At 54.2% G+C, this 11,736-nt stretch carries 14 protein-coding genes; 11 read left to right on the top strand and 3 right to left on the bottom strand.

Annotated features, from left to right (window positions below; all coding sequences use genetic code 11):
- Positions 1–466 precede the first annotated feature (466 nt).
- The 6 genes from MLD04_RS09190 (at position 467) to rsgA (ending at position 7,278) form a co-directional block, all read left to right on the top strand.
- Positions 467–2,605 (top strand): adenosylcobalamin-dependent ribonucleoside-diphosphate reductase, encoded by a 2,139-nt coding sequence (locus MLD04_RS09190; protein ID WP_248157315.1) that lies wholly within the window; start codon positions 467–469, stop codon positions 2,603–2,605.
- Positions 2,606–2,633: 28 nt separating this feature from the next.
- Positions 2,634–3,332 carry a TSCPD domain-containing protein gene (locus MLD04_RS09185; protein ID WP_248157313.1) on the top strand — a complete coding sequence of 233 codons (699 nt, stop codon included), beginning with the start codon at positions 2,634–2,636 and terminating at the stop codon, positions 3,330–3,332.
- A gap of 282 nt (positions 3,333–3,614) precedes the next feature.
- Positions 3,615–4,103 (top strand): hypothetical protein, encoded by a 489-nt coding sequence (locus MLD04_RS09180; RefSeq protein ID WP_248157311.1) that lies wholly within the window; start codon positions 3,615–3,617, stop codon positions 4,101–4,103.
- A gap of 112 nt (positions 4,104–4,215) precedes the next feature.
- Positions 4,216–5,601 (top strand): hypothetical protein, encoded by a 1,386-nt coding sequence (locus MLD04_RS09175; RefSeq protein WP_248157309.1) that lies wholly within the window; start codon positions 4,216–4,218, stop codon positions 5,599–5,601.
- Positions 5,602–5,692: 91 nt separating this feature from the next.
- Complete coding sequence (locus MLD04_RS09170; RefSeq protein WP_248157307.1) at positions 5,693–6,193, top strand: P-loop nucleotide/nucleoside kinase family protein; 501 nt, start codon at positions 5,693–5,695, stop codon at positions 6,191–6,193.
- A 122-nt stretch (positions 6,194–6,315) separates the two neighbouring features.
- On the top strand, positions 6,316–7,278 hold the full coding sequence (gene rsgA / locus MLD04_RS09165; protein ID WP_248157304.1) for a ribosome small subunit-dependent GTPase A: 963 nt from the start codon (positions 6,316–6,318) through the stop codon (positions 7,276–7,278).
- A 55-nt stretch (positions 7,279–7,333) separates the two neighbouring features.
- Here the strand turns inward: rsgA and MLD04_RS09160 are convergent, their stop codons facing one another.
- Complete coding sequence (locus MLD04_RS09160) at positions 7,334–7,657, bottom strand: thioredoxin family protein (RefSeq protein ID WP_248157302.1); 324 nt, start codon at positions 7,655–7,657, stop codon at positions 7,334–7,336.
- A gap of 94 nt (positions 7,658–7,751) precedes the next feature.
- Here MLD04_RS09160 and MLD04_RS09155 point away from each other — a divergent pair, with 94 nt between their 5' ends.
- The 3 genes from MLD04_RS09155 to MLD04_RS09145 all read left to right on the top strand — a co-directional run bounded on the left by MLD04_RS09155 (position 7,752) and on the right by MLD04_RS09145 (position 9,134).
- Entirely contained in the window at positions 7,752–8,018 is a 267-nt protein-coding gene (locus MLD04_RS09155) for a DksA/TraR family C4-type zinc finger protein (protein WP_248157300.1), read from the top strand.
- Between the two features lie 20 nt (positions 8,019–8,038).
- Positions 8,039–8,428 (top strand): septal ring lytic transglycosylase RlpA family protein, encoded by a 390-nt coding sequence (locus MLD04_RS09150; RefSeq protein ID WP_248157298.1) that lies wholly within the window; start codon positions 8,039–8,041, stop codon positions 8,426–8,428.
- A 142-nt stretch (positions 8,429–8,570) separates the two neighbouring features.
- Positions 8,571–9,134, top strand: coding sequence for an acyloxyacyl hydrolase (locus tag MLD04_RS09145; RefSeq protein ID WP_248157291.1), 564 nt, complete (start codon positions 8,571–8,573; stop codon positions 9,132–9,134).
- A gap of 22 nt (positions 9,135–9,156) precedes the next feature.
- On the opposite strand, the gene MLD04_RS09140 is transcribed toward MLD04_RS09145, so the two are convergent.
- The gene (locus tag MLD04_RS09140; RefSeq protein WP_248157289.1) at positions 9,157–9,558 is read right to left on the bottom strand and encodes a GFA family protein; all 402 of its coding nucleotides are present in this window, start codon (positions 9,556–9,558) and stop codon (positions 9,157–9,159) included.
- Between the two features lie 30 nt (positions 9,559–9,588).
- Positions 9,589–10,179, bottom strand: coding sequence for an NAD(P)H-dependent oxidoreductase (locus tag MLD04_RS09135; protein WP_248157287.1), 591 nt, complete (start codon positions 10,177–10,179; stop codon positions 9,589–9,591).
- Between the two features lie 121 nt (positions 10,180–10,300).
- On the opposite strand from MLD04_RS09135, the gene MLD04_RS09130 reads away from it, so the two are divergent.
- Both MLD04_RS09130 and MLD04_RS09125 read left to right on the top strand, forming a co-directional pair.
- A complete protein-coding gene (locus MLD04_RS09130) occupies positions 10,301–10,660 on the top strand; it encodes a winged helix-turn-helix transcriptional regulator (RefSeq protein WP_248157285.1) in 360 nt (119 codons plus the stop codon).
- Positions 10,661–10,707: 47 nt separating this feature from the next.
- Positions 10,708–11,715, top strand: a complete 1,008-nt coding sequence (locus tag MLD04_RS09125; protein ID WP_248157283.1) for a medium chain dehydrogenase/reductase family protein — start codon at positions 10,708–10,710, stop codon at positions 11,713–11,715.
- The last annotated feature ends 21 nt before the right edge of the window (positions 11,716–11,736 follow it).

The following is an 11,736-nucleotide window of genomic DNA, read 5'->3' as shown; positions in this document are numbered from 1 at the left end:
GTCGGCCTGCCGATTTTTTAACCACAACATATAGTAATTGCCCGAAATCCCGCCCCAACCACGCCATGACGCGGCTTCCCGCCAATGCAAGGCCTCTTCCATTGATTTTCTTTCGACGCTCGCCGTATTCAATAGTTGCGTTCTTGTTCACACACCACTATATCCTGTTATACTTTCGAAAAATAAGCCCACATATAGGGTATACAATAAAACCGCCGCCGGACCTCCCGGAGGCCAGACGAAGGGGCTACACGCCAGGCCCGCACAATGATTCGATACCAGACCGGCCTCCACGCAGGCAAACGCACCAGACGACCAACCACCACATGTTGTGGTCGCTGGCCCGTTTTGACCATGGCCGGCCAGGAACCAGACCGGAACGGAATGGCTCCAACGATTTAAAAGGGGTATGGCGCTAGAGACAGCGCCATCAAAAAGAGACAGACTGGAAGAACCGAGGGTGGCAATGAACGCTAAGGCACAGGCAGTGATCACAACGATTCCGATGCAGGAAGCTTCGCTGGACATCTGGAGCAGCAAATACCAGCTCAAGACCAAGACCGGCGAACCCGTGGACAAGGACATCAACGCAACCTACGAGCGCGTTGCGAAAGCCTTGGCCGAAGTGGAAAACAAGTCCGTGCGCACCAAGCACATGAAGGACTTCATCTGGGCACTCCAGAACGGCGCCATCCCGGCCGGCCGGATCACCTCCAACGCCGGTGCGGAAGCGCACAAGCCCGCCACATCCACCATCAACTGCACCGTCTCCGGCACCGTCCATGACTCCATGAACGACATCCTGGAGAAAAACCACGAAGCCGGCCTGACCCTCAAGGCCGGGTGCGGTATCGGCTACGAGTTCTCCACCCTGCGCCCGCGCGGTGCCTATGTTGCCGGTGCCGGCGCCACCACCTCCGGCCCGCTGTCCTTCATGGACATCTTCGACCGCATGTGCTTCACCGTTTCTTCCGCCGGTGGTCGTCGTGGTGCCCAGATGGCCACCTTCGACGTACACCACCCGGACGTGATCGAGTTCATCCAGGCCAAGCGTGAAGACGGCCGCCTGCGCCAGTTCAACCTGTCCCTGCTGATCACCGAAGACTTCATCGAAGCCGTCCGCAACGGCGACGACTGGCACCTCTCCTTCCCCGTCACCCAGAAGGAAGTGGACGACGAAAACCTGGACCTGTCCGACACCTCACAGTTCGTGTACCGCGACTTCCCGGTTCTGGACGGCTACGTGGTGAACGACGAAGGCAAGGTCGCCTGCCGCATCTACAAGACGGTGAAGGCCCAGTTTATCTGGGACACCATCATGACCAGCACCTACGACTACGCCGAGCCGGGTTTCATCCTGATCGACAAGGTCAACCAGATGAACAACAACTGGTTCTGCGAAGACATCCGCGCCACCAACCCCTGCGGCGAGCAGCCCCTGCCCCCGTATGGCAGCTGCCTGCTGGGCTCCGTAAACCTGACCAAGTTCGTCGAATATCCGTTCACCGAGAAGGCCAGCTTCAACTACGAGAAATACCGCAAGGTGGTGGGCATCTTCACCCGCATGCTGGACAACGTTGTGGAAATCAACGGCCTGCCGCTGGCCGAGCAGCGCCACGAGATCACCCACAAGCGCCGCCACGGCATGGGCATCCTGGGCCTGGGCTCCACCCTCGCCATGCTGCGCATGCCGTATGGTTCCGATGAGTCCGTGCAGTTCACCGAAGAAGTGGTCCGTGAAATGGCCGTAGAAGGCTGGCGCCAGTCCCTGGCCCTGGCCGAAGAGAAAGGCCCGGCGCCGATCATGGACGAAGACTTCGAAATCACCCCGAAGATGATGAACAAGTGCCCGGAGCTGGCCAAAGAAGGCTACAAGATCGGCGATGTTCTCAAAGGCAAGTTGCTGCACGCCCGTTTCAGCCGTTACATGCAGCAGATCGCCCACGTGGAGCCGGAGCTGGTAAAGCAGCTGGCCGAGAAAGGTGGCCGTTTTACCCACCACACCTCCATCGCGCCCACCGGCACCATCAGCCTGTCGCTGGCCAACAACGCCAGTAACGGCATCGAGCCGAGCTTCTCGCACCACTACGCGCGCAACATCATCCGCGAAGGCCGCAAGACCAAGGAGAAAGTAGACGTATTCTCCTTCGAACTGCTGGCGTACCGCCACCTGGTGAACCCGGGCGCCATGCCGTTCTCCGACGACGAGGACAAGAAACTGCCGTCCTACTTCACCACTTCGGACGACGTCACCCCGGCGCAGCACGTGGACATCCAGGCCGCCGCCCAGAAGTGGGTAGATTCCTCGATTTCCAAAACGGCCAACGTTCCGACAGACTTCGCCTATCAGGACTTCAAGGACATCTACCTGTACGCCTACGACAAGGGCCTGAAGGGCTGCACCACCTTCCGCTTCAACCCGGAAGCGTTCCAGGGCGTACTGGTGAAAGAGAAAGACCTCGAGAACACGCTTTACGAGTTCACACTGGACGACGGCAGCAAGGTGACCCTGCGCGGTAACGAACAGGTAGAATACGACGGCGAGATCCACACCGCCGCCAACCTGTTTGATGCGCTCAAAGAAGGCACCTACGGCAAGTACTGATCCGGGAACCGACCACAGGACAACGAATATGACAGTCAAAATCAGCAACCAGATCGTCGGCTACCGCGTAAAGAAAGCCGATACCGACACCCCGAGCGAGCACCAGGCACCGGTGCAGGCGGAAACCAAGCCCGTTGAGATGAACGAGTACATCGAACGGCCGGACTTCCTGCTGGGCACCACCTACAAGATCAAGCCGCCGGTGGCCGAGCACGCGATGTACATCACCATCAACGACATCCTGCTCAACGAAGGCACCGACCACGAAAGCCGGCAGCCGTACGAAGTGTTCATCAACTCCAAGTCGATGGAACACTTCCAGTGGGTTATCGCCCTCACCCGCGTTATCTCCGCGGTGTTCCGCAAAGGCGGCGACGTGACCTTCCTGGTGGAAGAGCTGCGCTCCGTGTACGACCCGAACGGCGGCTACTTTAAGAAAGGCGGCGTGTTCATGCCGTCCCTGGTGGCCGAGATCGGTGCCGTGATCGAGAAGCACCTCAAGGCCATCGGCCTGCTGGAAAGCGAGGAAATGAGCGAAACCACCAAGCGCATCCTCGCCGAAAAGCGCGCCGAGTTCGAAGCCAGTCAGAGCACGGCCACCAACGACGAAACCAGCAACGACTACCCCGCCAACGCCACCATGTGCGGCAAGTGCAACACCAAGGCGGTAATCGTGATGGACGGCTGCGCCACCTGCCTATCCTGCGGCGACAGCAAGTGCGGCTGAGGTGATTGAGCCATGAGTGACAAAAGGCCCGGAGTTAACGCTTCGGGCCTTTTTGTTTTGTGGGCCAGCGGAAAACCCGTCGAGTTCGTATTCGTTTGACCGCTTCGTTATTGCGCGGTGATATTACGAATTCTTTCCACCGCTGGCTGGTAATTCACTGTTTTCAGGCTAGGTTTATGTTTAGGTTGCTTAGGTTTGACGTAATCGTGACGCGTGATAATGAAGCGGTCGCGTTTTTGCAATCATGAAGACGTCTATCTAACCACTGTTAGATGAGGTGACATGAAACCAGAAACTGCGATATCTCTCGCGTCTGCATTCATTGCCTTACTTGCGTTGGGTGTGGCGATTTGGCAAGGAATCATTGCGCGGAAGCATAATAGACTGTCTGTTAAGCCGATTTTGGCGATTGATACGTTTCTATCTCTTGATCATGAGACCATCGGTATCAGGCTGAGGAATAATGGCGTAGGGCCATTGATTATAAAAAATATTAGTTTTCAGAGAGGTAGCGAAAGGGCAAGTTTGAACGACGGAAGTTTTAAGAATATGTTGCCCGCTCTGGCAAACCGAGATTTTAAGTTTACGGCAACTTCGCCCGGTTTTTCCCTTGTTCCGAATGAGTCCTTTTGGCTCATATCTACCAGTAGGCACAGCGACCAAAATGGATTGATGGATATCTTGTTTGATTCTCTGAACGGCATAACCATCAAGTTCGAATATGAGTCAGTTTACCAGGAACGGTTTTCAGGTAAATGGGCATTGAGCTGACATCATCTAACAAGTGCGTCAACGGGATCGGTTTGTTCCGCTGCGCTCCACAAACCGGCCCGTTACGCCAGCGTTATAAGCTTTAGTCGGACGAAAATACTATGGAAGACATATGCCAGAAAAGCAAAAGATAGTCCTTTTTCTCGGAAATGCCGATCGTGAGGGTGTTACCGAAAAGTTAAAAGCTGTTGGAACCCTTTATAGACGGAAAATGCTTGAATCAAAGCCTGAAAACTGGCTTAAGATCATAGACATTTTTAATGACTATGACGTTACCTCTGTGGTCGTTAAATTAACAAATACTACCATTGGCCTACTTTGTTTAGAGGAATACAAAGGGCTGAGAGAAAAAATCCTCAGACTTATTTCCTCCAAACCTAATTTGATATTGGCTCATGAATCCCTCCTGACGGGTGAGAAAGCCAATGACCACGTTGACTATCTGGCAAAGTTAAATGACTATGATCCAGATTTGGATGAAGAGTATCAGTATTTGCGGTCAGAATACGACAATATATTCGAACCGCCAAAAAGGGAAATTGTTGACGAAGTAATTGATCTGTTCGCGGATCATGGAATTACGATAACTCCCTATAATAAAAATGTAGAACTTAGTCTTATTGCCTCGTCTTTCATAGAAAAAAATGAAAGTGATTTGATATTTCGCATCTACGTTCCTTCAGAGAGAATGTGGGCAAGTGAAGCAGAAAAATTATTGAAGCTATTCAGGGATTATCTACATAAAGTTTCTGGTTTGAGTGTTAGGCAGGATCAATATACAACTAACCAAGGAGTTGTTTACGAATTTTTTGGCGGAGACGGAGTAGATCCAAATCTACTGCCACAAAAATTTGATGAATTTTCCAGCTTTATGGAATCTTGTGTTTCGAACCCAGAATCTGCTCAAGCACTATTAGAATCAACACATTTAAATAAGAGTGAGATATTCAATCTTGTAGAAAAATACAGTAAGGAAGCCAGAAGGTTACATATAGATATAAAGCAAGAAAGGGAAAGAAAAATTCTTGCCATTAGGCACGGCTTAGAAAGTGAGCTTTCAGAGCATGTGAGAACTGATCATGATTGGGAAGTAATTGGAAAGGTAATAGAGGCAAGCGTTCCACCGGTCGGTGGCGTTTCGTCTGCGCTAGCCATAGATAGAAAAATTCAACCCATACCAAACAACAATTTAACGGTAAATATAAATCCGCAAATCATTGATACGGTAAATGGTGTGATTGCCCAAAACATAGTAGGTGACCAGCATCTAGGGGCTGATGCAAAGCAGTTGTTAGAAATAATCGACCGATATGCAGGTAAAGAAAAAGCGATTCTTGCATCTTCTGTGCATGAATTGTCTGATAAAAGTGCCAAGACTGAAGAGCGAATAACTGCGAAGCACCGACTAAAAGGATTCTTGTTTTCGGTTGGAAGTAAGATTGGTGATGTGACTGCGGGCGTTCTTCAGTCATATATTGAAAACCAAATCGGACTCTGACCTGCGTATAACAAGGTGCTGCTACGGAAAATTTACTCACTGGCGCTCCTAAATTTCCGCAGAGCACAGCGTTATGCGTAAGGATTAAGCAATGAGCTCGTACGGAACGTTGATTTTCTTCTATGGGAAAATGGGAGCTGGCAAAAGCACTTTGTCTGGCCAAATAGCTCGAGAGAAGGGAGCCGTGCTTATTTCAGAGGATGAATGGCTGGCGGCTCTGTTTCCCGGCGAGATCAAAAATTTCAACGATTACATGAGTTACTCGTCTCGTCTTAAGCCAGTGCTGAGATCACACGTTGAGCAAGTGCTCTTGGCTGGTACCTCCGTGGTTATGGACTTTCCTGGCAACACCCGGAAGCAAAGAGCCTGGTTCAAAGATATATACTCCCAACACAATATTCCTCATGAGCTGTACTATTTGTCGGTAGACGATGACCTTTGTTTAGAGCAACTGAAACAGCGGCAGAGAGAGCAACCCGAACGCGCACAGTTCGACACGGAGGAGGTCTTTAGGATGGTGACAGCTTACTTTGAGCCGCCCGAAGAGTCGGAGGCGTTCAACCTCCAGATTATAGAACGGAAGTCCACATAACCAGGGCGTTACTATCATGGGCTTTTAGTGTGAACGGCTTACTCGAAAAATTGGGACTTGTTCCCTTCTTCACTCAGCAACTAGCAGACGCCACCTTGTTGCAGGAGCGTGTCGGGCGGGTAATGTCAGTACAGAGGTCGAAAATCACGGTTGCCTGTGATTCGGGCGAGCAGATGGTAGAACTCACGCCTGCCCTACTCCGGAAGGCCCCCATTGATCGACCGACGGTCGGTGACTGGGTCGTACTGGATGAGTCGCTCTCGAGAATCGAAAACGTCCTGGAGCGGAAAAGTCTGTTCAAGCGCCTGGGTGCGGGCGCGAGCAACGAGCTTCAGCCCATAGCGGCGAATATCGATACCCTTTTCATCGTCACCTCCTGCAATGAAGAGTTCAAAGAATCACGTCTGGAGCGGTACCTTGCTCTGTGCACAGAGGCCGGGGCAATGCCCGTCATCGTGCTCACCAAGGCGGATCTCGTTGAAGATGCCGATACTTATGTCCGTCGTGCCCGAAAGACCCAATCCGGCGTTCCGGTTGAGGCCATAAATGCGCTTGACCCCGCCTCCATCAAAGGGCTTTCTTCCTGGATTGATAACACCTCCACCGTTGCCCTCGTTGGTTCCTCCGGTGTGGGAAAATCGACCATTCTGAATACACTGGCTGGCCGCGTCCTGGCATCTACGGGAGGCATTCGCGAAGATGACAAGAAAGGCCGCCATACGACGACGCACCGTGAATTGCGCATCCTGCCGTCCGGTGGCCTTATTGTTGACGTCCCGGGTATGCGAGAGCTAAGAGTGGCAGACATCGATGGCTCGATTGATGCCGTTTTCGATGACATTGAAGCACTGGCGGCACAGTGCAGGTTTGCTGACTGCAACCACGAAACGGAGCCGGGTTGCGCGGTGCTCAAAGCGATAGAAGAAGGCGAGCTTGATCGTCGCCGACTGTCCAATTATAAAAAACTGCTACGTGAAAATGCCCTGGCAACCGCAACCCTGGCTGAGAAGCGGGCCCAGGGGCGGGACTTTGCGAAAATGGTCAAAAAAGTAAAAGCCCTGAAGCAGTCAAAAGGCGACACCTGAGCGATCCTGGCAAAGCCAATCAGTACGTGTAGGCTCTGTCACTACCCTCACATCCTCACAGGATTTTTGTCAGAGCGCCCTCGATGTCCCCGCTGTTATCCGGGCGCACGACCCGCGCGATTTCTTCACCATCCTTCAGGAAAATCAGCGATGGCCAGAGCTTAACGCCAAAGGTCCGCCCCAATCGGCGGCCTTTGCCATCCTCCACCTTCACGTGCGGAACATCCGGGTGATTGTCCATGGCCGCCTTGATGTCCGCCTGAGCACCCTTACAGAACCCGCACCAGTTGGTACCGAATTCGATCACCATCGGGCCCGAGGTCTGGTCCAGCTCGTCACGGCTGAGCGTTTCGGGTGTATATTGGCTGGTATAGGGCATGGTGTTTCCTCGCTGAGTTATCGGCTATCTTGGAGCGCCTGCACTCGAATGATAACGTTTGGTGGTTTCAGTCATCCAGACTCCGGAGGGGCCCATGGCAGGTGGATGGTCACGTGATGGTGCGGTTCAGGAACAGATCGACGCAAGCGTGGAAGACGAAATTCAACGCGCCCGCAGCCAGTTAACCGAGGGCGAAAGTGCCACGGAATGCGATGAGTGTGGGGCCCCGATTCCGGAAGCCCGGCGCAAGGCCATTCCCGGCGTTCGGCTTTGCATCGCCTGCCAGTCGGCGCTCGAAAAGCAGGAGAAAGGGTCCGGCGGCATCAATCGCCGTGGCAGCAAAGACAGCCAACTGAGATAATCCGACAAAAGACGCCGATCATGTTAGCCATCCCAAAGACACTTTCTGCCATTGCCCTCTTCACCTTGCTGACAGCCTGCTCCACCGTTCAACCAGGCGCCGGCGGCAGCTGGGCCGGTTATACGCAAACCGGGCAAGCCTCCTACTACGCCGATAAATTCCAGAACCGCAAAACCGCCAGTGGCGCCCTCTACAAGCGCGAGCTTCACACCGCGGCCCATCGAAAGTTGCCGTTCGGTTCGAAGGTGAAAGTCACCAACACCGCGAACGGCAAGAGTGTCGTCGTAAACATCAATGACCGTGGCCCCTTCGTCAGCGGGCGCATCATCGACCTCTCGAAATCGGCCTTCAGCAGTATTGCCAGTACCTCCCTGGGCGTGATCAACGTCCGGATTGAAGTCCTGCGATAGTAAATCGAAAGCGCCTGAAACGGATTAGGGCCTATTCCATGACCGCCACCATTCCTGGCCTATAATTCTGGCAAAGGATGCAGTGCCACTGGCAGCGCTGAACATCCTTTCCTTCAATGGACATAGGCCGCGAGCCATGGTTTTGTCTTTACGCTTGTTTCGATTCGGGCTGTTACCGATCGTGATCGGTGGCCTTATCGCGCCCGCCCCAACCTACTCCGAAGAACTCGAACTACAGAGGCTGAGCCTCCGCGCCCGGGTATCAGAACGGACCCTGCTGGGCGAGCAGGCGCCGGAGGATTTCCGGGAATACGATGTGTCGGCAAACGTCCGGCTGCCCTGGAGCCACTATGCCACGTCGGGCTGGGGAGCCGGCAGTCGCTTGATGGCAAGCGCCGGGCTGTTGCGGGGCGCCGAGAAAAATGCGCTTGTGGTGTCCCTCATCCCCGAATTAACGCTGGGCAGTGAAGACGGCCGTTTTGTCCTGGATCTCGGCGTCGGCGGCGCCCTGTTCAGCCGGTGGCGGTTCGGCACACAGGATTATGGCGGGCCATTCCAGTTCGCGCTCACGGCAGGCGTCACGGTTCCGGTGTATCAGAAACTGGGGCTGGGCTACCGGTTCCTTCATTATTCCGATGCAGGGGTGAATGGCTCCGATACCATCGGAGCCGATTTTCACATGGTCGAGTTCAGCTATCGGTTTTGATGAATCGGGTCACAGCGATCCCTTATTTCTTGGGAAGCGCGTCATCAATGTCGATGATCCTGCGATCGTAAAAGAAATGGGCGCTAGACTGGTGTGACGCCGGTAGTTCGTTGCCGTTATTCTTCCGGTACAGCAACTGGGAAATTAGCTTCCAGCCTTTGGCGTTGGTGTTGTACAGCACCTCTCCGCATTCCCTGCAGAAGACTCGGGTCATTCTTTTGGTAGGATGCTGGAAGGTCTGAAGCTGTTCCTTCCCGCGAGTCACGGCCACTTGCTCCGGGTTCCAGGCCAGCACCGAGTGGAAGGGAACCTGAAGAAGCTCCCGGCAATCTTCACAGTGACAATAGGCGTGCACCCTGGGATCGCCCGTCGTGGTGATCTCTATCGTTCCGCAATCGCAACGGACTTTTTGCTCGGTCGTCATGTGGTTCCTCCTCACTCGTCGCTTGTCACCCTAGTCCCGGATCTGGTTTTCAAGGTGCGCCTGGAACCGCTGGAAATCGGATTCAATCTGCGGGTTTTTCATCACGTCATAGCAGGCGAAGGTGTCCAGCGCCGTCATGCCAAAGAACCGGAAGTTCATGTGCATGGGGAACAGCAGATCATCCACACCTCGTCCCTGGAACAGGTATTCCTCGGGATCGTTGAAGGCTTCTTCCGGGGCGTTGAAGGTAAGGGAAATCAGGTACTGTTTGCCGTCCATGGTGCCGCCGCTGCCGTAGTTGGCCTTCGGTGCGTCTTGCTTGCGGCCATCACCGTTGCAGAGTGCGCCACCCATTCCGGCGGTATACACCTCGTCCATGTATTTCTTGAAGGTCCACGGAACGCCCATCCAGTTGACCGGGGTCTGCAGCAGAATGATGTCTGCCCACTGGTGGTTTGCCAGCTCCTGCTCAACGTCCCAGCCCTTATCGACATCCACAATGCGGGTCTGGTGGCCTTTGGCGGTCAGGAGTTCGTCGGCCATCTGGACCAGTGTGCCGTTCAGTTTTCCTTCCGAGAACGAATAATGGTGGTGCGCATTAATGATGAGGATATTGCTCATCGAAGCCTCCGGTTCGTGTGGGTTCGTGATAACGACAATGCAGCTGGTATACTATGGTTACCTGGTTAATGACTGCAATTAGTATACTTTCGGTAACCTGGTGCAGAATTGAGGCGATAGCGTGGAAAGTCGTGTAGAAACCGATCAATCCGGTCGGAAGAAAGTGTTGAATGCCTGTATGGAACCCTGTGCGATTGAACGGGGAATGCGCATTATCGGTGGCAAGTGGACGGGCTCTATCATCTATCATTTGAAAGACGGCCCGGTTCGTTTCAACGACCTCACCCGCATGCTCGGCGGAGCCAGCAAGAAAATGATCGACCAGCGTCTGAAGGAGCTGGAATCTCGGGATATGGTGGTTCGGACGGTGATCAATGATCGGCCGATTGCCGTGACCTACGAATTGACGGAGTTCGGCCGCAGCGCCCTGAAAATCCTTGAGGATCTCAGGGTCTGGTCAGAGAGTCATAACATCGGCTAGCCGGGCTCTGTACCGGTTACGATTGTAATCAGCGACAGGACCCAGCCATGACATACAAAGCGGTCATTCTGACGGCCTTCGGAGGCCCGGACGTCCTTCAGGTCGAAAGCATCAACGAGCTTCCCGAACCAGAGGAAGGTGAGGTTCGAATCCGGGTTCTGGCCTGCAGTGCGTCGTACACAGATACCCTGATCCGTCGGGGTATCTACCCGGACGTCTCTGAGCAGCCTCCGTTTATCCCTAGTTACGACATGGTGGGGGTTGTCGAAAAACCGGGCGCCGGCGTCACCAGCGTGGCGGTGGGCGACAAAGTGGCCGCGCTCACCATCACCGGCGCCTATGCCGAGTATGTGGTTCTCCCGGCGGACCAGCTCGTCCGGGTTCCCCAAAATGTCGATGATGCCGAAGCGGTTTCCCTGATCCTGACCTATGTGGCCGCCTACCAGATGCTCACGCGTTCGGCACAGGTCAAAGAGGGAGACGCCGTATTGATCCATGGCGCGGGGGGTGCCGTGGGATCCGCCCTGCTCCAGTTGGGCGCCTTGCTGAAACTCAGGATGTACGGGACCGCCTCGGAATCACACCATGAGGCGCTGCGCCATCTTGATTGTGAGCCGATCGATTATCGGAGAGAAGATTTTGTCGGGACGATTCGGGCAGCAGAACCCGAGGGCCTGGACGCGGTGTTTGACGGCATCGGCGGAAATAATCTCAAACGCTCCGTGAAGGTCCTCGGCAAGAAAGGCAGGCTCGTCGCGTACGGTTCGTACAACGCGACCTCGTCAAAGGATCTGGTCGGGGACTATTTGCGGGTGAACCTCTGGAATATCCTGCCATGGCGGCCTTCGGCAACCTTCTATTCCATTGGCGCCTGGCATCGCCAACATCTCGACTGGTTCAAACAGGACCTGACGGCGCTCCTCGACTGGCTGGCCGAAGGAACCATAACGCCCTTCATCAGCCGGAAAATGGCTCTGGAGGAGGTATCGGCTGCCCACGAACTGTTGGATAAAGGGGCAGCCGGGGGCAAGATCGTTCTTCGTGTGGGGGAATAACAACGCTCTCCGGTTTTCCCC

Origin of the sequence: Marinobacter koreensis (assembly GCF_023156285.1) — a bacterium.
GTDB lineage: Bacteria > Pseudomonadota > Gammaproteobacteria > Pseudomonadales > Oleiphilaceae > Marinobacter > Marinobacter koreensis.
Note: the sequence above shows the minus strand (reverse complement) of the source record. Positions and strands in the feature narration are given on the sequence as shown.